The organism is Mesorhizobium sp. BHbdii, from assembly GCF_053848045.1.
This window is the reverse complement of sequence record NZ_JBSPKX010000003.1, coordinates 651,022-676,002: the sequence shown is the minus strand read 5'-3', so window position 1 is coordinate 676,002 and position 24,981 is coordinate 651,022. Positions and strand designations below refer to the sequence as shown.

General features: G+C 63.0%; 22 protein-coding genes. 9 read left to right on the top strand and 13 right to left on the bottom strand.

Annotation, left to right across the window (positions count from 1 at the left end; all coding sequences use genetic code 11):
• Positions 1–20: 20 nt before the first annotated feature.
• From ACWTU8_RS20085 to ACWTU8_RS20055, 7 genes are all read right to left on the bottom strand, one after another.
• On the bottom strand, positions 21–1,343 hold the full coding sequence (locus ACWTU8_RS20085; protein WP_455849512.1) for an NAD(P)H-dependent oxidoreductase: 1,323 nt from the start codon (positions 1,341–1,343) through the stop codon (positions 21–23).
• Positions 1,283–1,600, bottom strand: a complete 318-nt coding sequence (locus ACWTU8_RS20080; protein ID WP_455849511.1) for a hypothetical protein — start codon at positions 1,598–1,600, stop codon at positions 1,283–1,285. Before ACWTU8_RS20080 ends, ACWTU8_RS20085 begins: the two co-directional genes overlap by 61 nt.
• Positions 1,601–1,691: 91 nt before the next feature.
• Entirely contained in the window at positions 1,692–2,798 is a 1,107-nt protein-coding gene (locus tag ACWTU8_RS20075; RefSeq protein WP_455849510.1) for a mandelate racemase/muconate lactonizing enzyme family protein, read from the bottom strand.
• 60 nt (positions 2,799–2,858) lie between these two features.
• On the bottom strand, positions 2,859–3,596 hold the full coding sequence (locus tag ACWTU8_RS20070) for a GntR family transcriptional regulator (protein WP_455849509.1): 738 nt from the start codon (positions 3,594–3,596) through the stop codon (positions 2,859–2,861).
• A gap of 237 nt (positions 3,597–3,833) precedes the next feature.
• A complete protein-coding gene (locus tag ACWTU8_RS20065; protein ID WP_455849508.1) occupies positions 3,834–4,988 on the bottom strand; it encodes an efflux RND transporter periplasmic adaptor subunit in 1,155 nt (384 codons plus the stop codon).
• 16 nt (positions 4,989–5,004) lie between these two features.
• Positions 5,005–8,181 carry an efflux RND transporter permease subunit gene (locus ACWTU8_RS20060; protein ID WP_455849507.1) on the bottom strand — a complete coding sequence of 1,059 codons (3,177 nt, stop codon included), beginning with the start codon at positions 8,179–8,181 and terminating at the stop codon, positions 5,005–5,007.
• Positions 8,175–8,432 (bottom strand): hypothetical protein, encoded by a 258-nt coding sequence (locus ACWTU8_RS20055; RefSeq protein ID WP_065010086.1) that lies wholly within the window; start codon positions 8,430–8,432, stop codon positions 8,175–8,177. Before ACWTU8_RS20055 ends, ACWTU8_RS20060 begins: the two co-directional genes overlap by 7 nt.
• A gap of 257 nt (positions 8,433–8,689) precedes the next feature.
• Here ACWTU8_RS20055 and ACWTU8_RS20050 point away from each other — a divergent pair, with 257 nt between their 5' ends.
• Positions 8,690–9,280, top strand: coding sequence for a TetR/AcrR family transcriptional regulator (locus ACWTU8_RS20050; protein ID WP_065010087.1), 591 nt, complete (start codon positions 8,690–8,692; stop codon positions 9,278–9,280).
• A gap of 620 nt (positions 9,281–9,900) precedes the next feature.
• Here the strand turns inward: ACWTU8_RS20050 and ACWTU8_RS20045 are convergent.
• The 5 genes from ACWTU8_RS20045 to ACWTU8_RS20025 form a co-directional block, all read right to left on the bottom strand.
• Positions 9,901–10,923 (bottom strand): LacI family DNA-binding transcriptional regulator, encoded by a 1,023-nt coding sequence (locus ACWTU8_RS20045; protein WP_455849506.1) that lies wholly within the window; start codon positions 10,921–10,923, stop codon positions 9,901–9,903.
• A gap of 69 nt (positions 10,924–10,992) precedes the next feature.
• A complete protein-coding gene (locus ACWTU8_RS20040) occupies positions 10,993–11,787 on the bottom strand; it encodes an ATP-binding cassette domain-containing protein (RefSeq protein WP_029355412.1) in 795 nt (264 codons plus the stop codon).
• A 3-nt stretch (positions 11,788–11,790) separates the two neighbouring features.
• Positions 11,791–12,777 carry an ABC transporter permease gene (locus ACWTU8_RS20035; protein WP_027152255.1) on the bottom strand — a complete coding sequence of 329 codons (987 nt, stop codon included), beginning with the start codon at positions 12,775–12,777 and terminating at the stop codon, positions 11,791–11,793.
• 119 nt (positions 12,778–12,896) lie between these two features.
• Positions 12,897–13,829: a substrate-binding domain-containing protein gene (locus ACWTU8_RS20030; protein WP_065010089.1), complete on the bottom strand. Its 933-nt coding sequence runs from the start codon at positions 13,827–13,829 to the stop codon at positions 12,897–12,899.
• Between the two features lie 265 nt (positions 13,830–14,094).
• A complete protein-coding gene (locus ACWTU8_RS20025; protein ID WP_455849505.1) occupies positions 14,095–15,252 on the bottom strand; it encodes a fumarylacetoacetate hydrolase family protein in 1,158 nt (385 codons plus the stop codon).
• 276 nt (positions 15,253–15,528) lie between these two features.
• Between ACWTU8_RS20025 and ACWTU8_RS20020 the strand changes: the two genes are divergently transcribed.
• From ACWTU8_RS20020 to ACWTU8_RS19990, 7 genes are all read left to right on the top strand, one after another.
• Entirely contained in the window at positions 15,529–16,809 is a 1,281-nt protein-coding gene (locus ACWTU8_RS20020) for an NAD(P)/FAD-dependent oxidoreductase (protein WP_455849504.1), read from the top strand.
• A gap of 84 nt (positions 16,810–16,893) precedes the next feature.
• The gene (locus ACWTU8_RS20015; protein WP_455849503.1) at positions 16,894–17,781 is read left to right on the top strand and encodes an ABC transporter permease; all 888 of its coding nucleotides are present in this window, start codon (positions 16,894–16,896) and stop codon (positions 17,779–17,781) included.
• Positions 17,778–18,653, top strand: coding sequence for an ABC transporter permease (locus tag ACWTU8_RS20010; RefSeq protein WP_455849502.1), 876 nt, complete (start codon positions 17,778–17,780; stop codon positions 18,651–18,653). The genes ACWTU8_RS20015 and ACWTU8_RS20010 overlap by 4 nt, the downstream gene beginning before the upstream one ends.
• Positions 18,638–19,708, top strand: coding sequence for an ABC transporter substrate-binding protein (locus tag ACWTU8_RS20005; RefSeq protein ID WP_455849501.1), 1,071 nt, complete (start codon positions 18,638–18,640; stop codon positions 19,706–19,708). Before ACWTU8_RS20010 ends, ACWTU8_RS20005 begins: the two co-directional genes overlap by 16 nt.
• A 186-nt stretch (positions 19,709–19,894) precedes the next feature.
• On the top strand, positions 19,895–20,503 hold the full coding sequence (locus tag ACWTU8_RS20000; RefSeq protein WP_095518226.1) for a cupin domain-containing protein: 609 nt from the start codon (positions 19,895–19,897) through the stop codon (positions 20,501–20,503).
• Positions 20,493–21,578, top strand: coding sequence for an ABC transporter ATP-binding protein (locus ACWTU8_RS19995; protein ID WP_455849500.1), 1,086 nt, complete (start codon positions 20,493–20,495; stop codon positions 21,576–21,578). Before ACWTU8_RS20000 ends, ACWTU8_RS19995 begins: the two co-directional genes overlap by 11 nt.
• 37 nt (positions 21,579–21,615) lie before the next feature.
• The gene (locus tag ACWTU8_RS19990; RefSeq protein WP_455849499.1) at positions 21,616–23,043 is read left to right on the top strand and encodes an aldehyde dehydrogenase family protein; all 1,428 of its coding nucleotides are present in this window, start codon (positions 21,616–21,618) and stop codon (positions 23,041–23,043) included.
• 66 nt (positions 23,044–23,109) lie between these two features.
• Here the strand turns inward: ACWTU8_RS19990 and ACWTU8_RS19985 are convergent, their stop codons facing one another.
• On the bottom strand, positions 23,110–23,802 hold the full coding sequence (locus ACWTU8_RS19985; RefSeq protein ID WP_065010097.1) for a FadR/GntR family transcriptional regulator: 693 nt from the start codon (positions 23,800–23,802) through the stop codon (positions 23,110–23,112).
• A gap of 176 nt (positions 23,803–23,978) precedes the next feature.
• On the opposite strand from ACWTU8_RS19985, the gene ACWTU8_RS19980 reads away from it, so the two are divergent.
• Complete coding sequence (locus ACWTU8_RS19980; protein ID WP_455849498.1) at positions 23,979–24,974, top strand: ABC transporter substrate-binding protein; 996 nt, start codon at positions 23,979–23,981, stop codon at positions 24,972–24,974.
• Positions 24,975–24,981 lie beyond the last annotated feature (7 nt).

Genomic DNA, 24,981 nt, shown 5'->3' with positions numbered 1-24,981 from the left:
CAGGTGGAAATCCAGCGGATTCAGGCGGCGTTTGTAACGAACCGTCCGTCCGACTGGTCGAGACGACGGCGGATCTGGGTTATCACCATCGAATCGTCGGGTACACAGTTTTCGTAGGTGAGGAAATCGCCTATCTTGGCCGGCTTGACCACCTTGGCCCGCTCGGCGAGGCCGAGCGGCAGGGCGCCGCGGGCGCGCGCGTCCTCCCAAGTCATGGCGAAGCCGCGATAGTCGTTCTCGCCGATCATGCCGAGCGACTGGCCAAGGGCAAGGTCGCTCTTGGCAACCGCCACCGCCTCGGCGACCGGATGGTCGAGCGGCTCCATGTCGGCGCGCTTGTAGACCACGGCGCGCGCCGCCGACAGCGGCACTTCCAGGCTGGTCAAATGATAGGGGCGGAAGATCGTGAAATAGGGGCCCTTGCCGACCTTGAGGTCGATCATGCGCTCCAGCACGCGCGGATGCCGGGTCTCGATGATGCAGAACACGCCGGGCGCCACGCCCTTGCCGATCGAATAGTCGACCACCCCCTTGCGATGCAGCACGCCGCCATCCTCGCGCGGGCAAAGCACGCTGGCGAGTTCCTCCAGTGTCGCGGTCGGGCCGTGCATGCCCGGCACGTCGGGCACCAGGCCGGTGGCATTGGCGATCGCCACCATCTCGATCGCCGTCTTCGAGCCGTCGACGAATTCGACCAGCATGCGCGCATTCATGTTGCGCTCGGCCGCCTCCTTCTCGTAGTCGGCCGGCATTGCGTCGATCTTCAGCGGATTGTTTTTGCCCTTGCCGGCGGCGATGATGTTGAAACCGAGGCTCTTGGCAAAGCCGATGATCTCCAGCGTGCAGGCCGGCTCGTCGCCGGCCGCACCGGTATAGACGACGCCCGCCTTGCGCGCCTCCTCCTTGAGAAAGCGGCCGATGGTGATGTCAGCTTCGACGTTGAGCATGACGATATGCTTGCCGTTCTTCATCACTTCGAGCGCGAACAGCGTGCCGATGTTGGGATTGCCTGTCGCGTCGATGATGACGTCGATGCGGCCGGCGGAAGCCAGCGCATGTAAATCTTCGGTCACCGCGATCTTGCCGGCCTCGATGGCGCGGTCGATCGCCGCCGCATTGGGCGCCTGCACAACATCGGAGCGGTCGTGGCCGGCGAGCAGTGCTGCATCGATCGCCGCCTGCGGCCTGACCTCGGAAATGGCGCCGATCCGCATGCCCGGCATCAACGCCACCTGGACGACGATGTCGGTGCCCATCTGCCCGGCGCCGGCAAGCCCGATGGTTATCGGCCCCTGCTTTTCAGCGCGCTGCAAAAGTTCCGCTGCAAATTGCGGATGGGCCATGTCGCTTCCTCCAGCTCTTGCCGCGCCGCGGCGTCGAAGTCGTTTTGAACATTCCTATTTCTAAATGAAAAATATTTCAACCTGCAATTCGGCAGCCCTTTTCCAAAATTGTGTGATTCGATTTGTGCGCCCTTGGCATGCTGCTTGGCTGCGCGGTCAGCTAGGGAGCAGAGGGCGGTGATCTCTAGGGATGCAGACGGCGATGACCGAGACATCGCTTCTCGCAAGCGAGCAAGTGCGGCGATGAGCTGCTTCATGGCGGCTCAGCTGCCGGTGCGTCTATCGCTAACGACGAAGCGCGCGACAGGTAGCGCCAACCGGCATGCCCGATCGGCGCATGCCAGTATCTTAGCTGCCGACCTCGAAGAAGGGCGCGCCAAGCAGGTCGGGAACGACGTCGATGCCGAGGCCCGGCCCGTCCGGAATGCCCATGCGGCTTCCCGAGACCGGCGGCATGTTCGATGCGGTGCGCACTGTCACCCATTCGTGGAATGCAATGGCGTGCAGCCGGCGCTCCTCCGGCGTCGACAGCGACAGATGCGCCATGGCTGATGTGTCGATCTCGGCGCCGCCGGTGTCCTCGACCGTGATCATGAAGCCGAGATCGACGGCAAGGTCGCGGATCTGGCGCGTCTTGGTCACGCCGCCGAGCCGCGAGATCTTCAGCGTCAGCCCGTCGGCCGCGCCCTTGCGGTGGATGTCGAGCATGTCGTCCAGCGAGGCGACGGATTCGTCCAGCACCATCGGCTTGTCGAGCGAGCGGCGCACCGACATGCATTCATCGATCGTGGTGCAGGGCTGCTCGAACGTGTAGTCGATGGCACGCGTCGCGTCAGTGAACTGGCGCGCTTGATAGGGCGTCCAGCCGGCATTGGCGTCGCAGAAGATGACGGTGCCCTTCGGCACCGAAGCGGCGACCGCGGTGATGCGCTCGATGTCGTCATGGACATTGCCGCCGACCTTCACCTGCAGCCGGTGAAACCCGTCCTTGACGATGCGCTTGGCAAGTGCGGCCATCGCGTCGACCGGACCATGGGTGACGACCTTGTAGAGCTCCGCCGTTTCGCTCTCGCGTCCGCCGAGCAGCGTTACCAGCGGTATGTCGGCGGCGCGTGCCGCGAGATCCGAGCATGCCATGTCGAGCGCCGACTTGATGTAGGGATGGCCCTTGAACACCGTGTCCATCAGCCTGCCGATACTGGCCAAGGCTCGGGGATCGTGGCCGAGCAGATGCGGCGCGATTTCGATGACGCCGGCGCGAGTGCCGGCCGCGAATGCCGGCGAGTAGAAATTGCCGAGCGGCGCCATCTCGCCCCACCCGATCAGCCCGCTGTCGGAGGTGATGGCGACGATCACCGCGTCGAACGCATCGGCGACACGACCCTTGGACATACGATAGGGCCCGTCCACGAAGGGCTGCACGACATGGTAGGCCTTGATGGTTCTGATCTGCAATTTCTCTGTCCGTTGTCTGTGATGTCGTGACGACGCCGCCAATTGGCGGCTTCTTTCGGCTCAGCTGCCGTCCGGCCGGTTGCGCGTCAAGCCGGCGCGATCGGGATTGGTGTCTTTGGGAGCGTGCTGTTCGAGGTTGCGCGCATAGGCGAGCAGTTCTTCGAAGTCGAGGCCGATATGCTCGCGGGCGTGGCTTTGTGCGGCGCGCATGTCGGCGCCTTTCAGCAACCGCACATAGGTCTCGTGGATGTCTTCGTCAGGCACCGGCTCTTTGCGCGCCCGCTGATGCAGGGCGAAATACATCTGCAGCCGGCTGGTCAGTCGCTGCCAGGTCTCGAGCAGAACCGAATTGTCGGCCCATTCGTGGATCAGGCCGTGCAATTGCAGCGCCGTTTCGATCTGCCTTGTGGTGTCGCGGTCGCGCGTCGCCTGCTTCACCGCCTCGTGGCGCCGGTCAAGCTCGTCGAAGAACCGCTGGTCGCGAAGCGGCCAGGTCAGTTCGATGGCGAACTCATCCAGAACCTTGTTGAGCGAATAGGCGTCGTCGATGTCCTTGGCGGTCACATCAATGACGAAGGTTCCGGCGTAAGGAATGCTGGTCAGGATGCCTTCCTGGACCAGCTCACGCATCGCTTCGCGCAGCGGTGCGCGGCTCACCCGCATCTGCTCGGCAATCCTGAGTTCGTTGAGTTTCTGCCCGGGTTCCAGCTGGCCGGTCAGGATTGCACGCCGAAGCAACGCCACGATCTCGGCGCGTCTTGTCGTGTCCGCGATCGGAGCAAAATCCAGCTTCCCCATTCCTCCACTCCACAAGGTGCCGGAAGATAGAAGCAGATTGTCGACAATCTAACAAGAGGTATCTACGGATTTCCCGGTTTCGGGCAGATTTCGGTCCGGCTCTCCGATCCCTATCGCGCGTTCTTGCCCGCGGCCAAGGCCGATCGCGCCGAGGTCGCCGGCCTTGTCGAACTGCTTCAGCAAAACGGCGCCCTCGGCATAGCCGGGGGCGCCGCTGGACCGGGCCTGATGGGGGTATCAGGTGGCCGGTTTCTCTGGCAGCGGCGAGACAGGCATTCCAGGGCCGATCTTCTGCAGATTGCCTGTTATCACCTGGTCGCCTTCCGATACGCCGCTCGAGATGGCCACCAGATCGCCATTGGTCGGCCCGAGCGAAACGATGCGCTGGTCGACAGTGTTGTCCTTGCCGACGACGTAGAGGTATTTGCCGAGCTGGCTCGATCCCAACGCCGTCTGCGGCACCATCAGTGCATCGGGCTGCTGCTTGATGTGCAGCCTGACGCGAACATATTGGCCCGGCAGCAGTGTGAACTTGGCATTGCCGATCGTCGCCCGTGCGGTGATGGTGCCAGTCGAACGATCGACCGTGTTGTCGATGAAGGTGAGCTGACCTCTCTGGCGCGGCTCCGTATCGCCGGGAAGCAGGACGTCGACATCGACGGGCCCCGCCGCGCGGGCTTCCTCGATCTGCACCAGATCCGTTTCACTCGGATTGAAGGTGACATAGATCGGGTCGAGTTGCACCAGCGTGTTGAGCACAGTGCCGGCGACGCTGACCAGCGTTCCGACCGAGGCCTGGTTGCGGCCGACGCGCCCGGCGAACGGCGCCTTGATTTCGGAATAGCTCAGATTGAGCTCGGCGGTCCGCACAGCCGCCTGGTTCACGGCGAGCGAGGCCTGCGCCTCGCGCAAGCTGCTGGTGCGCTGGTCGAACGCATCCTTGGCGATGTATCCGCTCTTGGCGAGCTCGGTGCCGCGACCAAGGTTGGAACGCGCATAGTCGAGCGTTGCTTCGTCGCGCTGGACCTGAGCCTTCGCCTGGTCGAGGGCGGCCTGGAAATCCTCGGGAGCGATCTTGTAGAGAAGGTCGCCCTTCTTGACATCGCTGCCGTCGGGCGCGACCTGCTCCTGCAGATAACCCGGTACGCGCGCCTGCAGCGTGATGCTGCGGATCGGCTCTGTGCGGGCGGCATAGTCGAGATAGATCGGGATCGTCTTCTTGACAACGCTCACCACCGGCACCGGCATGACAAACGCCGCGGGTTCGGGCGTTGCCGCTCCTGCCGTACCGGCGTTGAGCCCGAAATTGCCCATGTCGAGCAAGTGAACGCTGGCCACCGAGATCGCCCCAACGGCAACGGCCGCTCCCAATGCAATTTTCCATTTACGCATGATCAATTCTCCAATCCTATTCGGCCGCTTCGGCCAATCGCTCGAAAGCGGGTTCGGCAGTTGGTTCAGTCGGTTCGGCAACGGGTTCGCTCTTGCTGCCGCGCTCGCGCAGCTGCTCGATCACCGCATAGAAGACCGGCACGAACACCAGCGACAGGATCGTCGCTGCGACCATACCGCCAAAGACGGTGGTGCCGATCGACTGGCGGCTCGCTGCACCAGCACCTGTGGAGAACATCAGCGGCAGCACGCCGAGGATGAACGCGAAGGCGGTCATTAGGATGGGCCGCAGCCGCAGGCGCGCCGCTTCCATTGCGGCGTCGACGATGCTGAGACCTTCCTCGCGCCGGCGCCGGGCAAACTCCACGATCAGAATGGCGTTCTTCGCCGCCAGCCCGATCAGCATGACGAAGCCGATCTGCGAATAGACGTCAATTTGCATGCCGCGCATCAACAAGGCGACAAAGGCACCGAACAGGGCAAGCGGGACCGCGAGCAGCACCATGAAGGGCATGGCCCAGCTCTCATATTGGGCGGCGAGGATCAGGAAGACGAAGACCATGGCGAGACCGAAGACAATCGAGGCGATCGATCCGGCCTTGAGCTCCTGATAGGTGATGCCAGTCCATTCGTAGCCGAAATCCTTCGGCAGTGCCGTGGCAGCGGCCCGTTCCATCGCGGCGACCGCCTGGCCCGAGGAGAAGCCGGGTGCGGCACCGCCGTTGATCAGGGCCGACGCATTGTTGTTGTAATGCGGGACGGTTTCCGGGCCGACGATAGGCACCAGCTTGCCGAGCGTGCTCAACGGCACCATGCCGCCGGATGCATTGCGCACATAGAGCCGCGAAATATCGGCGGCACCCGCACGCGCATCCTTGTCGGCTTGGATCGTCACCCGGAAGGTGCGGCCGAACAGGTTGAAGTCGTTCACATAAAGCGAGCCCAGATAGATCTGCAGCGTGTTGAACACGTCAGGCAGGCTGAGGCCGAGCAGTTTCGCCTTGTTGCGGTCGAGGTCGTAGTTGAACTGCGGCGTCGAGGTCGAGAACGACGAGAACAATTGCTGCGGGTTGAGCTCGGGCTGTTTGCGCGCTTCGGCGAGCACGGCTTGCGTCGCGTCGTTGAGCGCAGCGCTGCCACGACCGGTCAGGTCCTCCACCTGGAATTCAAAACCGCCGGTCGTGCCGATGCCAGGGATCGAAGGCGGATCGAAGCTCAGCGCGAAGGCCTCCGGAATTTCCATAAGCTTCGAGCGCACGTCGGCGACGAGCTTCGAGGCGCTCTGGTCAGGGCCGCGTTCGTCCCATGGCTTGAGAATGGCGAATTCCACCGCCGAGTTCGACTGGGCGGCACTGGTGAGGAAGTTCAAGCCGCTGATCGAGCCGACGATATCGACGCCGGGCGTGTTCTGCAGGACATCGCGTACCTTCCGGGCCACCGCGTCGGTGCGCTCCAGCGACGCCCCATCCGGCAACTGGATGACCACGAAGAAATAGCCCTGGTCCTCGACCGGAAGGAAGGTCGAGGGCAGGCGCTGCCAGACGAAATAGGTGGCGACAAGCCCGGCCGCGAACAGTCCGAGCATGATCCAGCGCAGGCGGATGAGGATGCGCACACCATGGGCATAGGCATGCGACAGCCGTTCGAAGCCCGCATTGAACCAGCGGAACGGCGCGAACTGCGTTGCCGGGCGGTGGCGCAGGAAGGCGGCGCTGAGCGCCGGGGTGAGCGTCAGCGAGACGAAGGCTGAGATGCCGAAGGAGATCGCCACCGTCAGCGCAAACTGGTTGTAGAGCCGGCCGGAAACGCCGGGTATGAAGGCGACCGGCACGAACACGGCCATCAGCACTGCGGTCGTGGCGATGATCGGGCCGGTGACCTCGGCCATCGCCGCGCGCGTGGCAGCGACCGGTTTGAGGCCGGCCTCCAACTGGCGCTCGACGTTCTCGACGACGACGATCGCGTCATCGACGACCAGACCGATCGCCAGCACCATGCCGAGCAGGCTGAGCATGTTCAGCGAGAAGCCGAACATGTACATGACGATGAGCGTGGCCACCAGCGACACCGGAATCGCGATCGTCGGGATGATCGTGGTGCGCCAGCTCTGCAGGAAGATGAACACCACTGCGACAACCAGGACCAACGCCTCGCCGAGCGTGACCAGCACGTCGTGCATCGACGCCGAAACGAAACGTGTCGTATCGTAGTGCATGGCGTAGCTGACGCCCTTCGGGAAACGGGCCGACAGTTCCTGCATCTTGTCCTTGACGCGCTGCTGCAGATCGAGCGCGTTCGAACCCGGCATCTGGTAGACCGCAAGCACCACGGTCGGATCCTCGCCGAAGAACGCCGACGACGAATATTGCAGGGCGCCGAGTTCGATGCGCGCGACGTCGCGCAACCGAACCAACGAACCGTTCGCGGCATCGGCGCGCACGACGATATCGCCGAATTCCTTGGGATCGCTCAGTCGGCCGACTGCGTTGACCTGCATTTCGAAAGCAGTACCCGCCGGCGCAGGCGACTGCCCGATCTTGCCGGCCGCAACCTGGACATTCTGCTCGGCGATGGCGTTTTGGACATCGACGGCTGTGATGCCGAGATTGGCGAGCTTGTCGGGATCGAGCCATACGCGCATCGAATAGCGCCGCTCGCCGAAGATCTGCACGTCGCCGACGCCCGGCAGGCGCTTAAGCGGGTCGACCACTTGCAGGTAGGCGAGGTTGCTGAGCGCGACCGGGTCGACGGAGCCATCGGGCGAGGTGAGGTTGACGATCAGGACGAAATTCGGATTCTGCTTTTTGATCGTCACGCCGCCCTGGTTGACGATGGCCGGCAGCGAGGAGGCCGCCTGCGACACGCGGTTCTGGACGTCGACGGCTGCGGTGCTCAGGGAGTAGCCGACCTCGAAGGTGATGGTGATCGTCGACGAGCCGTCATTGGAACTCGATGACGACATATAGGTCATGCCTTGAACGCCGTTGATCTGCTGTTCGAGCGGCGTCGTGACGGTGTCGGCCACGACTTGCGCACTGGCGCCCGGGTAGTTGGCGCTGACCACGACCTGAGGCGGCGTGATGTCGGGAAATTGCGAGACGGGCAGCAGGAAATAGCAGATCGCCCCGGCGAGCACCATGATGATGGCGATCGACGATGCGAAGATCGGTCGGTGGATGAAGAAGTTTACCATGACACGTACGCCTCGCCCGATGCTCTCGCCTGGCCGAAGGCCTTGGCCACTCTGGACAGCCGTCGGCTGCGGCTTTGCCCCGGGTCTTCCAGGAAACGAGGCGGCGCCTTGCGGCTGCGGCCTTGCGTATCCGCAAGGGTACGCAGCATTGTCTCGAAAGAGCGCGGGTCGACACGGTCGGCCTTCATCAGCATCCGGATCATCGGATCCTTCACAACTTCGTCGATCGTCAAATCCTTGCGCTGCGACATCGTAGCGGCTCCTGGCTTGCGATCTGCGGCGGACGCCGCAGATCGGGTGGTCTAACTGTTCGCGGCCAAAGTCGCCTGGGGCGCAGTTTGATGCCTGGGCCGATTCGGCGGAGGCTGTTCACAGGCGCCTGCGAGATTGACACGAGGCAATGGGGGTGTTACCAGTAAGTAACATCTAGAAGTTACAGACCGGTAACACCCTAGTCAAGAGGTGTACCGAGGGATTTTTCGGAAACCCCGGAACCAAGGAGGTTTTGATGGAAGACGGCACTGCGGAACGCATCCGCCCCCGGGATCGCATCCTGGAGACGGCACGGGATATGTTCCACAAGCATGGCATCAAGGGCGTCGGTGTCGACGCGATCACTGAGGCCGCCGGTACCAACAAGATGACGCTCTACCGTCATTTTGAGTCCAAGGACGATCTGGTCATCGAGTGCCTGCGGGCGACCGCATGCAGCGCCAACGCGATGTGGCAAAAGTTCGAGGCCGAGCATCCGGGCGACAAGCTTGCGCAGCTGCACGCCTGGGTTCGGATGGCGGCCGATTGCCTGATGGTGGACGGCCGCGGTTGCGACATGGCGAACGCCGCCATCGAGTTGAGCGAGACCGACCATCCGGCCCGTCGGGTGATCAAGGAACTCAAGCAAGCCCAGCGCGACCGTTTGGTCGGCCTGTGCCGGGATGCCGGCATCGGCCAGGCAGAGCTTCTCGCCGATACATTGTCGCTGCTGCTTGAAGGCGCCCGTGTCAGCCTTCAAAGCGTCGGAGCCGAAGGCCCCAGCGCGCAATTTGTCCGCATGGCGGAAGGCCTGATCGCGTCTTTCCGGGGCGCTGCGGCCAGATAGTCTCGCAAGCGGCGAAACGATCGGTAGCGTGTTCATTGCGAGCCGCGCCGCCGAATGCTCTTTTGTCCGTTCGGACGAGCCGTCATCGCGCTTCTCCTTTGCCGGTCTGTCGCCGAACCATTCCCGGCGCTACCTGTTGCTTGTTGGTGAGGCAGGATAGAACCGATAGCGAATTGGTGAGAGTGACAAGTGTGACGGGATTCCGACGGATCCGCTGATCGCGGCTGCAACACCCTTGCGGGCGAGTATGCCGGCGGCATCAACCCTGGTGACAGCTCCCGAACAAGCCGGTGAACATCGCCGTATTGGTCATTCGACGCCGATCAACGTGTCCGGTGATCTTCGTGACCTCAGCCTTTGCCCAACATCCGGAGCCGGAACAAAAAAGCCCGCTGCCGGGAGGAGGTGGCAGCGGGCTTGATTTCGAATACGGCACGGGAGGAGGTGTACCGCACTCAGCGTCGGCATCGCATCTGGGAGGAGTAGATGGCCGACACCTGCGAAACTAGCGGTTGCCCAATGATTCGGCAACTACGAAAGATGCATAGCAGATGTGCAGATTTGCGGTATCAACCGAATTTTAGCCATTCGGGCAACTGACGGTGGCCGTTTGCGCGGCATCACTGGACCGGAACGTTTTCCTTGAAGATCAGGCGCGGCTCGATGAATTTTCGCGTCAGATAGGGCGCCGAGGAAGCGATCGATCCGAGCAGGCGAATGACCGATTGCTCGGCGATCAGTCGTGCATTCTGGTCGATGACGACATCGACCAGATCGTCGACGAGATAGCCGCGCGTCGCCCTCGTCAGGTCGTGGCAAATGAACACCGGCTTCCTTTGCGGCTTGGCTTCCAGCAGCGCTTTCGCCACGCCCGAACGCCCGGCGCCGACGCAATAGATGCCGAGCAGTTCCGGCTCGTTGTGAAGCGCCTTCATCGTCGCTGTGTAGCTGATGTCAGGCTCGTCGTTGATCTCGACGGCGCTGGTCACGGTCAAATTGGGGAACTCCTCGCTGAGCACGGAGCGAAAGCCCATTTCACGTTCCTCATGCCCGCGATAGGAGCGTGAGCCGACGACCATCGCCAGATGGCCCGTGCGCCCGCCCACGAAACGTCCCATCAAAAGCGCTGCGGTGCGCCCGGCCACACGGTTGTCGATGCCGACATAGGCCGATCGCGGTGCGCCCGGAACGTCCGACACCAGCGTGACGAGGCGGATGCCGGCCTCGACGATCTCGCGCAGGATGTTGCGCGTTCTCGGATGATCGATCGCGATGACGCCGGCGCCGTTTGCCTTGAGCGAGAGGTTTTCGACCGCCGCCTGCAACGCGTTCGGCGAGATGCCTGCGAGCTTGTGGATCCGGCAGGAGGCGACAAGCGGCAGGCGTGCCGCATAATCCTCGATATGATTTGCCAGATCCATCATGAAGGCATTGGTGCCGATCGGCAGGAAGAACTCGAGATGCGCCGGCCGCGAGGGCAGCGTGACCTGATCCACGACCGGCAAATAGCCAAGCTGCTTGGCCGCCTCCATCACGCGCTGCCGGTTGGCCGCGCTGGCGCCTGGCCGGTTGTTCAGCACCCGGTCGACCGTCGCGGTCGACAGCCCGCAGCTTCTGGCGATGTCCGCAACGGTGGCTTTCATTGTCGCAGTCATAGGAGCCGATGCGATCCTGTGCCAGAGATACGGCCAACCCGGCTTCCAGCTGGCCACTCAGCCCTGCGGTTGCTTCCCCTGCACGATGGCGTCGTGGATCTCCTTGTCAGACATGCCGGTGATGATCCGTTCGACTTCCGCGACGTTGGTGTTCTTCGGATCGATATCGTCGGCAACCACCTTGCCGCGGCGCATCACGACGATGCGGTCGACCACCTGGAAGACATGGTGGATGTTATGGGCGATGAAGATGCAGGAATGCCCCGAATCGCGGGCGCTGCGCACGAAGCTCAGCACACCTTGCGTCTCGGCGACGCCGAGATTGTTGGTCGGCTCGTCGAGGATGATCAAGTCGCTGTCGAAATGCATGGCGCGCGCGATCGCCACGGCCTGCCGCTCACCGCCGGAGAGCGAGCCGATCGGCGTGGTCGGCGGGATGTTCTTCGAGATGCCGACCTGCTTGAGCAGGTCGCGGGCGACCACGTTCATTGCTTCCTGGTCCATGCGGTTGAGGAAACGCGGCGGCTTGATCGGCTCGCGCCCGAGAAACAGATTGCGCGCGATCGACAATTGCGTGACCAGTGCCGAGTCCTGGTAGATCGTCTCGATACCGTGGGCGATGGCGTCGCTGGTGCTGCGGAAGTCCACCTTCTTGCCGCGGATGAAGATGTCGCCGCTGGTCAGCGGAACCGCACCCGACAGCACCTTGATCAGCGTCGACTTGCCGGCGCCATTGTCGCCGAGCAGACCGACGATCTCCCTTTCATTGACATGGAAATTGGCGTCTACCAGCGCCTGCACACGCCCGTAGGACTTGCGGATGTTTTCCATGCGGACAAGCGGTTCGGCCATGGTTCAAGTCCCCGCCTGATGCCGGCGTTCCAGCCATGAGTGGAGCGCCATCATGCCGAGGATGATCGCGCCGATGAAGATGTTATAGGCAAGCCCTGGCACGCCGATCAGCACGATGCCGTTGCGCATCACGCGCAGGATCAGGATGCCGAGCACGGTACCGATAATGGTGCCGCGTCCGCCGGTCAGCGCCGTGCCGCCGATCACCACCATGGCGATGACTTCGAGCTCGTAGCCGGTGCCGCTGTTCGGGTTGGCCGCCGAGGTGCGCAGCGAGCTGATGACGCCAGCAAGCGAGGCCATGATCGACGACAGGATGAACAGGCCGATCTTGACGCCGCTGACATTGACGCCGCGCGCCCTTGCCGCATTGGGGTTGCCGCCGGCCGCCTGGATCCAGTTGCCGGTCCGGCTCTGCGTCAGCACGTAGCCGAGTGCGATCGCTGCTGCGATGAACCAGAACAGCGACATGTAGATGCGGAACGGCCCGATGAAGAAATCGCCGACCAGCGCCTCGGCAAGCCAGCTGCCTTCGGCGCTCCAGGTGCGTTGCGGAAATCCGCTGGTGACGAACAGAGCGGTGCCGCGCACGACCAGCAGCATGCCGAGCGTCACCAGGAAGGAGGGAATCTTGAGTTGCGTCACGAACCAGCCATTGACCAGCCCGATGAAGGCGGCAACCAGCAGGGCCACGACGAAGCCAGCTTCCAGCGAGGTGAGGCCGCTGTTGAAGAGCGTCCACATCAAGACGGGCGAGAAGCCGAACAGTGATCCGACCGAGAGGTCGAATTCGCCCGAAGTCATCAACAGCGTCATCGCCAGCGCAATCAGGCCAAGCTCGACCGTGAAGGCCAATATGTTGCTGATGTTCTGCGGCGACAGGAAGTCGTGGTTGAACCCCCAGAACACGGCGAGCTCGACGACGAGCAGCACGAAGGGCCCGAATTCCGGCCTGGCGATCGAGCGTTGGATGATGGAACTGTTTTCCACGTTGGACCCGCGACATGGTTGGGACTGGCCAAGCCCGGCACCGCGTAAGGCGGTTCGAGGCTCGGCGGAATGATGGGGATGACCGCGGCAGGCATGCCGCGACCATCCCGATCGCGGTTTTATTTTCCGGACAGGATGTCGTCGTAGACCTGCGCGGTGTCCTTTTCGTAGAGTGCGCCGGTGATCACGTCGAAGCCGGGCGGAATCCCGCTGGCGGCCATGTTGGCGATCGAAAGCGCCACATAGCTGGTCGCCTGCGGATCCTGCCATTGTGCGGCATTGACGTAGCCGGTCAGCACCTCCTGGGTGGTGTCGAGCGAGTTGCCCCACCCGACGACCGGGATTTCGCCCGGCTTGATGCCGGCCTGGTCGAACACCCGCTTTATCGAGCCGGTCACCAGATCGCCGAGGCCGATGATCGCCTTGACCTTGGTCCTGTTAGCGGTGAGGTAGTCGACCATACGGTTGATCGCTTCGGCCTGGTCGAGCGTGGCTTCGGTGATTTCATAGGTGATGCCGAGCGGCTCGAACACGCTCTTGATGCCTTCTTCTTCCTGAACGCCATAGGTGGCGCCCGGGATTTCCACCGGCATCCAGACAAAATCGCCCTTTTTCACCAGACCCTTGTCGACCAGATACTGCGCCCAGTTCCTGCCGAAGGTGACGTTGTCGCCGCCAACATAGGCGTTGAAGTCCGCCTTCGGATCGGGCGTGTTGAAGTTGATGATCGGGATGTTTGCCGCCCGTGCTTCCCTAGCGAGCTCGATCAGGCTGCCCGGGTCGGGGCTGGTGGTGGTGATGCCGTCGGCCTTTGCAGCGATGGCCGCGCGAACCGCCTCCTGCTGGGACGACACGTCGCCATTGTGGAACGAGGTGTTGACGGTGTTGCCGGTGTCCGTCGCCCATTGCTTGGCGCCGGCGAGGAAGTAGGTCCAGACCGGATCGGCCGGGCCGCCATGCGAAATCCAGTAGAAGGTCTTGGCCTGTGCCGCCGCCGGAATGGCCAGCGCCACGATCAAGCCGAATACAAATAGTCGTAGCCTTGTCAGCATTTGATTTCCTCCCATTTTGAAAACTTCCTCCACCTCCGAGACGATCACGGCAAACCCTGATCGTATTTTTGCCAGCGCCGACCTGGATGCATCAGAGCATCCGCTTTTTCGACATATGGCAAGCCTCCATTTGCCAGTGGTAGTTGGCGTGCGACAAGGCGCCATCAGCGGTCCCATCAGATTGCATCAGTTTGGCTGATATTTTCCGAGCGAGGCCCCTCAACTCGAGCGCCGAGAATTCTAACGTCGCAGGCGGGGCGGGAACCTAGATGAGGTTGGCGCTGGCGAGATCGCGCATCAGATGGCTGGCGCCGTAACTCCAGTGCGGACAGTCGGGCGACAGCCGCACCCGGTTGATCAGGGCGCCGAATTTCTCCGAAGAGATGGTGACGATGTCGCCGACCTGGTGCGTGAAGCCCTTGCCCTTTTCGCCGCGATCCTTCGACGGCACGAACATGGTGCCGAGATAAAGCGCCAGCCCGTCCGGGTATTGGTGATGCGGACCGATGGCGGCGGCGACCAGCTCTTCCGGCGAGCGGCTGATCTCGGCCATCGAACTGGCGCCCTCCAGCGAGAAACCGTCTTCGCCCTCGACCTTTAGACGCACGATGGCCTGCTTCACGTCATCGATGGAAAATGTCGCGTCGAACAAGCGGATGAACGGGCCGAGCGCGGCCGAGGCGTTGTTGTCCTTGGCCTTGCCGAGCAACAACGCCGAGCGCCCTTCGACGTCGCGCAGATTGACGTCGTTGCCGAGCGTCGCGCCGACGATCTTGCCGCTGCTGGCGGCGATCATGGCGATCTCCGGCTCCGGATTGTTCCAGGTGGAAACCGGATGCAGGCCGACATCGGCGCCGAAGCCGACCGACGCCATCGGCTGGCATTTGGTGAAGATTTCGGCATCAGGGCCGATGCCTACTTCCAGATATTGCGACCAGGCGCCTCGCTGGATGAGCTTTGCCTTGATCTCCATCGCCTCCGGCGAGCCGGGCTTGAGCTTCGACAGATCGTGACCGATCAGCCCGGCAATGTCGGCGCGAATGGCGTCGGCTTTTTCCGCCGAGCCGCGCGCCTGCTCCTCGATGACCCGTTCGAGCAGGCTGACGACGAAGGTGACGCCCGACGCCTTGACCGCCTGCAGGTCGACCGGAGAAAGCAGGTACGGTTTTTGCGAATCGCGCGCGGCCTGGAAACTGTTGGCGGCGATCGCATCAAGTGATCCGATCGGTTCGCCTCTGGCCGCCTGGACGTACCCTGCCGGGTCTGGCATCTCGCAGACGTCGCGCGCGGTTGGTGCCATGCTCAACGTGATGTCGAACACCGTGCCGTCGCGCACCGTGACCACCAGCGGATGGGACCTATCGCTTGTCCGGGCGCGGCCGATGAAGAGGCCCTCGTTGGGCAGGAGAGTGGTGTTCGTCATGGCTACGGTCCTCTGCTGTCTGGTTCTGCTGCGACGGTCGTCGCCGCCGGACCAATGGTTCACAAGAGCCTGGCCAGCGGCGGCGGCACTTTCAACAAATTCCGGCCAAAGGTCTATCCCGTCCTCAAGGCGAGTTTTGTCAATCTGTCCGGGCGATCTCCGCGCTGCTTGACGGTGATTGCCCTTGGCGTGTCCCGATTGCGAAGCGGAAACGAGCTTTCAAAATTATGAAATGGTGACTAGGATTTTCACAACGAACTGCACTCCAGGTGATCCTTGCCCGCACCGTTTTCCGATCCGATCTGGCAGAAGCCGCAATCGGCCGCCGCACCCCAGGCGCTTGTCGGCGGTAAACCCGTCGATGTCGTCATCATCGGCGGTGGCATCATGGGCTTGTCGACTGCCTTGCATGCAGCCCGGGTCAGCTTTGCCGTGCAGGTTCTGGAAGCCGGCGAGATCGGCCAAGGCGCATCGGGCCTGAATGGCGGCCAGGTGATCCCCGGCCTGAAATATAATCCCGAATGGCTGCTGGAGCATTTTGGCCCCGAACGCGGCGAGATCCTCGTCAATTTTGCCGCCTCGACGGCGGACGCCGTCTTCGAATTGATCCGCGACGAGAAACTGGCGGTTCCGTTCGTTCGCAACGGCTGGATCCAGGCAGCGCACACCGAGACGGCGCTGAAGGCGGCGGCGAACAGGGACCGGCAGTGGCGGAACCGCGGCGCCGATGTCCGGCTTCTGAGCCAGACCGAGATCGCCGCGTTGACCGGCGCGCAGGGCTATCTCGGCGGCTGGCTCGACCGCCGCGCCGGCGTGATCGATCCGCTTGCCTACACGTCGGAACTGGCACGAATTGCCTCGGCCGCGGGCGTGAAGATCGCCGAGCACCAGAAGGTGGTGCGCCTCGATAAGAACGCCGGCCTTTGGCGTATCTCGACGGAGGGCGGCGCCGAATTGCAGGCGAAGGCGGTCATTCTGGCGACGAACGCCTATACCGGCGATCTGCTCCCCGGTCTCGCCGAGACGATCATTCCGCTGCACTCCTTCCAGATCGCGACAGCGCCGCTGCCGGCCGATCTGGCGGCCGGGATTCTGCCGGAGGGGCAGGCGGTATCGGATTCGCGCCGCATCCTCGTTTATTACCGCAAGAGTGCCGACGGGCGGCTGGTGCTTGGCGGGCGCGGCCGGATGGCGCTGCCGACCAGCGAAGGTGACTGGGCGCATCTCGAGCGCGCGCTGCTCCGGCTCTATCCCGCGCTATCCGGCGTCGGCATCGAAAAGCGCTGGTTTGGCCGGGTGGCGATGACGCCGGATCACCTCCCGCATATTCACGAGCCCGAGCAGGGCCTGATGGCCGTGGTCGGCTGCCAGGGCCGTGGCGTCGGCCTGATGACCGCGCTTGGCGAGCGCATTGCCGGCTATCTGGCGAGTGGCGACGCCAAGCAATTGCCGTTCCCGGTCTCGCCGATCCGGCCGATACCGTTCCACGTCTTTCGGCAGGTCGGCGTCGCCGCGACGATCGCTTGGTATCGTACGCTGGATGCATTCGAGCGCTGATTTCATACCGGCGTAGGAATCTCCTTGACAGTTTCATGATTATGAAAAACCTTTTAGGGGATTTCAAATTCCGATGGGCATGCGATGTCCACCATCGTTGCAAGGCAGCCACTGCCGGAGTCCCGGTCCTCGACGGGTTTCCGGTTGGCCATGCTGCTGCCGGGCGGGCTGGTCACCTTCTTCCTGATCCTGTTTGCGCTTGGTCTCGTACTTTTCCTCGCCTTTCGCGGCAATGACGGTTCGCTGCTCGGCGCCGGTTTCACCTTTGCGAATTTCATCACGGTGGCGTCCGATCCTCTGTACTGGACGGTAACGCTGCGCTCGTTGGCCATTGCCGGCCTGGTAACGCTGGCAACGGTCGTCACCGCCTATCCCGTCGCCTACTACCTTGCCTTCCATGCCGGACGGCGGCGCGGGCTGCTGTTGTTTCTGGTGACGCTGCCGTTCTGGACCAGCTATCTCCTGCGCGTCTTCGCCTGGAAGATCGTGCTTGCCTATAATGGCGTGCTGAACTCGGCGCTCGTCGAAAGCGGCATCTGGTCCGAACCGACACTGGCGTTTCTCAACACGCCCGCCGCCGTCGTCGTCACGCTGGCTCACGCCTATGCGCCGTTCGCTATCCTGCCCATCTATGCGGCGCTGGACACGATCCCGAAATCGCTGCTCGAAGCCGCTTCCGATCTCGGCGCCAGACCGTTCACCAGCTTCCGGCGCGTCGTGCTGCCGAACTCGATGCCGGGGGTGCTGGCGGCGGCTCTCGTCGTCTTCGTGCCGACGGTCGGCGACTATGTCACTCCGGCGCTAGTCGGCGGCCCTGCCAGCACCATGATCGGCTCGCTGATCCAAGCCCAGTTCGGCAAAGCCAATGACTGGCCGTTCGGCGCCGCACTCGCCGTCGCCGTCATGCTGGTCATCCTTGCCGTGGTGCTGGTGGTGCGTTCGGCCGACCGCAGATTTGGCAGCCGGACATGAACACGGCGCGTATCGACGCAAAGCAGGGCGGCGGTTGGCTGCGCGCCTATGTCCTTGCCTATCTGGTGTTCCTGTACTTGCCGATACTGCTGATCCCACTGTTTTCCTTCAACAATTCGATCCAGGCAGCGTTTCCGCTGCAAGGCTTCACGTTCGAATGGTACGCGACGCTGTTCGGCAATTCGGCGCTGTCCGGCGCGCTTGGGAACAGCCTCGTCATCGGTGCGACTGCCGCCACCGGGGCGACGCTCTGCGGCATCACAGTGTCCTATATGGACCTCTACGGCCGCTCGCCGCTTGCCGCCACGATCAGCGCCATCGCGCGGCTACCGATCCTGATCCCCGGCGTGATCGTCGGCATCTCGCTGCTGATCTTGGTCAACCTCATTGGCTTCGGGCCGTCACGCACTGCCATCGTGCTCGGCCACATATTGGTGGCGCTGCCGACGACGGTGGTGATCATGAAAAGCCGCTTCGCTGCTATCCCGAAGACGATCCGCGAAGCCGCGCTCGATCTCGGCGCTTCCGATTGGACGACATTCAGACGGGTCATGCTGCCGCTCAGCCTGCCCGCCATTGTGTCAGCGTTCATGCTGGCCTTCCTGACCTCCTTCGACGAGTTCATCGTCGCCTTCTTCCTCGCCGGCACCGAGCCGACGCTGCCGCTTTACATCTGGAGCCAGCTGCGATTCCCGAAGTCGCTGCCGACCGTCATGGCGCTGGGCACGGCCATCCTGGCCGTGTCATTCGTCATCGCGGCAGTTGCCGAAATCCTGCGCCATCGCGGGCTCGCCGCCCAACGGCCGGTGCCCGCCGACCTGTCCAAACCAGAAGAAACCGAAAGAGGAGAACTGCAATGGCATTCGACCTGAAATCGATAAATCGCAAGACAGTCCAAGCCGGATTGGCAGCCTTCGCGTTGGCGCTTTCGTCGACCGTCGCGCTTGCGGCCGACAAGTTGCAATATTTCACCTGGTCGGGCTACGAACTGCCCGAGTTCAACAAGACCTTCCTCGCCGCACACCCCGATGGCGTCGAGGCATCGATGTTCGGCGACGACGATGACGCCTTCACCAAGGTCAAGGCCGGCTTCCGCCCTGATGTCGCGCATCCGTGCTACGACAAGGTGGCGCGCTGGAACAAGGAAGGCCTGCTGCAGCCGATCGACACCAAGCGTATCAAGAACTGGGATTCGATCTTTCCGGTCTTCAAGAACCTGCCCGACCTGCAGGCCGGCGACGGCAAGGTCTGGATGGTGCCGTGGGACTGGGGCAACACCTCGATCCTCTACCGCACCGATCTGGTGAAGAACCCGGAACCGAGCTGGAACCTTTTGTGGGACAAGCAGTACGCCGGGCGCATGGCGACGATCGACGCCGTCCACGACACGCCGGTGGTGGCGGCGCTTCTCGCCGGCGTCAATCCGTTCGACATGACGCCAGAGCAGATGGACAAGGTCGCGGAAAAATTGCGCGAGCAGCGCCCGCTGCTCTCGAACTACACCACCGACATGACCTCGGTCGAACAGGCGCTGGCCAGCGGCCAGCTTGTCGCCGCCATGACCTGGAACGCGTCGGCCACCTCGCTGAAGAAGCAGGGCGTGCCTGTCGAGTTCATGAAGCCTAGGGAAGGCATGCTGACCTGGGCGTGCGGCTTCGTCATGCTCAAGGACGCCAAGAATGTCGATCTCGCCTATGACTTCATCAACAGCCGGCTGGAGACGGATTCGGGAAAATACCTGATCCAGGCCTACGGTTACGGCAGCTCCAACAGCTCGGCCTTCGCCGCGGTGCCGAAGGAGGAGCTGGAAAAGCTGCAGCTGCCGTCCGATCCGGAAGTGATGCTGAAGACCACCGTCTTCACCGGGCCGATGAAGCAGAATGACGAACTCGCCAAGATGTTCGAGAAGGTCAAGGCAGGCGGCTGAGTTCGCTCTTCCTTCTCCCCTTGTGGGAGAAGGTGGATCGGCGCGTAGCGAGCGAGACGGTTGAGGGGTGCTCGACGGAATGCGGGGTTTGCAAAGCTGGAACACCCCTCATCCGACCGAGCTTCGCTCGGCCACCTTTTCCCACAACGGGGAGAAGGGAAAGCGTTGGCAAACGAGGAAGTATGCATGGACATGCTGAACGAAGCGGCTGAAAAGCCGAAAGACGACGCCGACGTGCGGGTCGGCCGGCGCGTGCGGGCGCTTAGGCTGGAACGCAATCTTTCGCTGGCCGAGCTTGCCGCCAAGGCCGGCGTTTCGATCGGGGCGCTCAGCCAGATCGAGCGTGGCCTGTCCTCGCTTCGCGTCAAAGTGATCTGGCCGCTTGCCGCCGCTCTCGATATCGAGCCGTCGGCGCTGATCGCCGACGGCAACGGTGCCGGCAACGATCTCTATTGCGTGCGGGCCAACAGCCGTCGGCAGATCCCGGTGAAATCTGAAGGCATCGCCAAGGCGCTGCTGTCGCCGCCGGCCGCCACGCTCACCGGCATGCTGGTGACGGTGGAAGCCGGTGGTGGCACCGTCGAAGCCTACGCCCATCCCGGCCACGAATTCGGTTTCGTCCTGTCGGGCGAAGTCGAACTCGTGGTCGATTCAACCACCTATGGGCTGAAGACCGGCGACAGCTTCGCCTTCAAGAGCACCTTATTGCATGCCTTCCGCAATCCGGGCGCCGAGCGCTGCCAGATTCTCTGGGTCAACACGACCAAGCCGTCCGAGGTTCGCGATGGCGCCTGAACCTCTCGTCCGGCTGGATGCGGTCTCGAAGATTTTCCCCGGCGGCATCGTCGGTCTCGACGCCGTCGATCTCGACATTGCCCGCGGCGAGTTCCTGACCTTGCTCGGGCCCTCCGGCTGCGGCAAAACCACCAGCCTGCGGGTGATCGCCGGTTTCGAAAGCCCATCGAGCGGACGGGTGTTGCTCGAAGGCCGTGACATCACTTCGCTGCGGCCGTTCGACCGGCCGGTCAACACCGTGTTTCAGGACTATGCGCTGTTTCCGCACATGGGCGTCGCCGAAAATGTCGGCTTTGGCCTGTCGCTGCGCAAGCTTTCTGGGGCTGAACAGGCAAAGCGCGTCGGCGAAGCGCTCGACATGGTCGGCCTTGCCGAGAAGCTCGGTGCCCGCGTGTTCGAATTGTCGGGAGGCCAGCGCCAGCGCGTCGCGCTCGCCCGTGCGATTGTCTGCGAACCGCGCGTGCTGTTGCTCGACGAGCCGCTGTCGGCGCTCGACGCGCATCTGCGCGAACAGATGCAGGTCGAATTGAAGCGGCTGCAGTCGCGGCTCGGCACCACTTTCGTCATGGTCACCCACGACCAGACCGAGGCCCTGTCGATCTCCGACCGCATCGTCGTCATGAACAAGGGCCGCATCGAGCAGATCGCACCGCCGGCCACGCTCTACGACAGGCCCGCCACAAAATTCGTCGCCAGTTTTATCGGCACGATGAATCTTCTGCAGTCGCGCTTTGTCGGCCGTGACGGCGATCGATTGCGTTTCAGCGCCGGCGCCCTACCGCTCGAAGCCACGTCGGAAACCGGCGAAGCGCCCGGAGAAGGCGCGGTGCGAACCATCGGTGTGCGTCCGGAGGATCTTTTAGCGACGACCGAAGCAGCGACCGGCACCGCGCCGGTGCGGGTGAGCAGCATCGTCTTTCACGGCCGCACCCTTCGCCTGCACGCCGAATTGTCGCAGGGGATACCAGTGGTGATCGATGCGCCACGCCGGGCGGAAGGTTTTCAATTCAGCGTCGGCGATGTGGCGCATATCAGCCTGCGCCGCGGCGCTAACTGCCCTATGCTGCCCGGCTGATCTGATCCCCATCCTTCCAAAAACCGGAGCACCACCCATGAGCAATCACCTGAACTTCTTCATCGACGGAAAATGGGTCGCGCCCGTAGTGCCGGCAACGCTGGACGTGATCGATCCATCCACCGAGGAGGCCTATACGAAAATCTCCGTCGGTGGGAAGGCGGATGTGGATCGCGCTGTGGCAGCGGCGAAGGCGGCCTTTCCGACCTTCTCGCAGACCAGCAAGGCCGAGCGCCTGAAGCTGCTGAAGCGCATCCTGGAAGTCTACAACGAGCGCTACGAGGACATCGCGCAGGCTGTCAGCCAGGAGATGGGCGCGCCGATCACCTGGGCGCGCGAGGCGCAGGCCTGGGCGGGCAGGGCGCATATGGAGTCCACCATCAAGGCGCTGGAGGATTACGAATTCAGCGAGAAGCGCGGCACCACCATGGTGGTCAAGGAGCCGATCGGCGTCTGCGCGCTGATCACGCCGTGGAACTGGCCGCTCAACCAGATCGTCTGCAAGGTGGCGCCGGCGATCGCCGCCGGCTGCACGGTCGTGCTAAAGCCTTCCGAGATCGCGCCGATCAGCGGCGTCATCTTTTCGGAAGTGATGGAAGCGGCCGGCACGCCGAAGGGCGTCTACAACATGGTCAACGGCACCGGTCCGGATGTCGGACAGGTCATGGCCGGCCATCCCGACGTCGACATGGTCTCGTTCACCGGTTCGACCCGGGCCGGCATCATCGTCGCCAAAACAGCGGCCGAGACGGTCAAGCGCGTCGCGCAGGAGCTCGGCGGCAAGTCGGCCAACATCGTGCTGCCCGATGCCGATTTCGAGAAGGCCGTGCGCAAGGGCGTCAACGCCTGTTTCGGCAATAGCGGCCAATCCTGCGATGCGCCGACGCGCATGCTGGTGCCGGCCGGCCGCCATGACGAGGCGCTTGCGATCGCCAAGAAGACAGCCGAGGCGCACAAGGTCGGCGATCCGCGCTCGGAAGAAACCAAGCTCGGGCCGGTGGTCAGCAACATCCAGTTCGACAAGATCCAGCGGCTGATCGAGGCCGGCATCGCCGAGGGTGCGACACTGGTCACGGGAGGTCCGGGCCGGCCGGAGCACCTCAATCGCGGCTACTATGTCAGGCCGACCGTCTTCGGCCACGTCACACCAGGCATGACAATCGAGCGGGAAGAAATCTTCGGGCCGGTGCTTTCGGTCATGTCCTACGATGACGATGACGACGCGGTGAAGATCGCCAACGACACCGTCTATGGCCTCGCCGCCTATGTGCAGTCAGGGGATATCGACCACGCACGCAAGATCGCCGGCCGGTTGCGCGCCGGGCAGGTCTCGATCAACTATCCGGAGTGGGACACATTCGCGCCCTTCGGCGGCTACAAGCAGTCGGGTAATGGCCGCGAATATGCCGACTGGGCGATCCATGACTTCCTCGAGATCAAGGGCATCGTCGGCTACGGCGCCTAGCTCATGACTGCGAACAGCGCCGCGTGTCCAAGAAGGACGCGCGCGCGTAGCGTGGGCAAAGCCAAACTATTCGGCGGCTTCGCGGACGGGGATCAAACGCCGCTCGACCTGTTGGAGATGCAGCCGCATCGCCGCGGCCGCGCCGCCGAGGTCGCGCTCGGCTATCGCTTCGACGATCCGTTCATGGTCCGCGAAGCTGTGATGGTCTGCCGGAGGGCGCGCGCCTTCTGAACGAAGACGTCCCCACACCACGGTTCGGCGCACGGCGTTCAGGACGTCGAACAGGCCGAGCAGCACATTGTTGCGGCTCGCCTGCGCAATCTGCCGGTGGAGCAGATTGTCGATATTCTCGTATTGCCGCCATGTGACGGCTTCCCGCGTCTGCACCAGCGATTGTCGCATCGAGGCGATATCGGAAAGCGTGGCGTGCAGCGCCGCTTCGCGCGCAATCTCGGGCTCGATGATGAGGCGCGCGCGCATCACGTCGGCCGGATTCGTGCGCCCGGCGATTTCCGAAATCCCGATCGTCTCCTCCACCGGTCCACTGCCGACGAAGGTGCCCCTGCCGACGTGACGCCAGATGCGGCCGTCCTTCTCGAGCACCGCCAGCGCCTTGCGCAGATCGCCGCGCGATACGCCGAGGCTCTCCGACAGTTCCCGCTCGGCAGGCAGCCGTGTCTCGCCGGCATGGTCCATCTGGGCAAGATAGGCCTGAAGCTGAACCAGGGCGGCGTGGCCGCCATTACCGGGATCGTCCATCAATTTAACCAATCCGCATAAGATTTCCCTTTACCGGTGTTAAAACCATTAGCGGAAACCGTCAACTGCCGAGTTTTCTGGGCCCGCGCATCTGCCATCGCGCAGTTTCTCCTTGACCAATCTGCTCCACAGCCTTAACCAATTAAGGTAATGGTTACAAAACGGGAGGAATGACAATGGCCAGCATGACCGGACGTACCGTCCTTGCCACCGCTTTCGCTGCGGTTCTGGCATTTGCATCGCACCTGTCGGCCGCAAATGCGGGCGACATGCGCATCGCATTCGGCGACCTTCCCGGTATAGAATCCATCCAGACGCTCGCCGCGATAGAGCGCACCAAGGAACGCGGCGTGAATGTCGAGCTCATTGTTCTCAATGACGAGGATTTGGCTGCCCAGGCGATTGTCGGCGGCCAGGCCGATGTCGGTATCGGCGCGCCCTATACTTTGATCCAGAAGGTTGGCGTGCCGATCCGCATCTTTGCGCAGATATCGACGCTGCGCTTCTTTCCTGTCGTCAACAGCGAATTTTACAAGGAATGGAAGGATTTGGACGGGCAGGAAGTCGCCGTTCAGGCGCGCGGCTCCGGCACAGAGGCGGTCATGCTCCTGATGGCGAAAAACCACGGCATCAAGCTCGGCAACATCAGCTATGTCCCGGGTTCCGAGGTTCGCCGCAATGCGCTGCTGCAGGGGACCATCAAGGCGTCGATCGTCGATGCCGCCAACAGGCGCGCGCTTGAGGCCGAAGCCCCCGGCAAGTTCATCGTTCTGCCGGTCGAGGATCTCGGCGCCTCGGACGAAGCGCTTTTCGCGACCGCAGACTATCTGAAGAACAACGCCGCCGACGTCGACATCCTGGTCGAGGAACTGATGAAGACCGCGCGTGAAATAACTGAGAATCCAACCGTAGCGGTCGAGCTCCGCAACAAGTACAAACTGCTGCCGGATCTCGGCGCGGAGGCTGATAGCGAAATCACCGAATACTACAAGGAAACCGCGGAAGCCGGCAGCCTTGCGCTGAATGGCGGCGGAGCGGATGCGGCCAAAGACGACTTTGCCTTCTTCAGCCTTGCCGGCCAGATCGAAGGCGATCCCGCGAGCCTCAAGGTCGAGGACTTCTGGGATGTCTCCGCAATCGACCGCGCCGTCGCCAAGCTCGGCAAGAAATAGGCGGCCT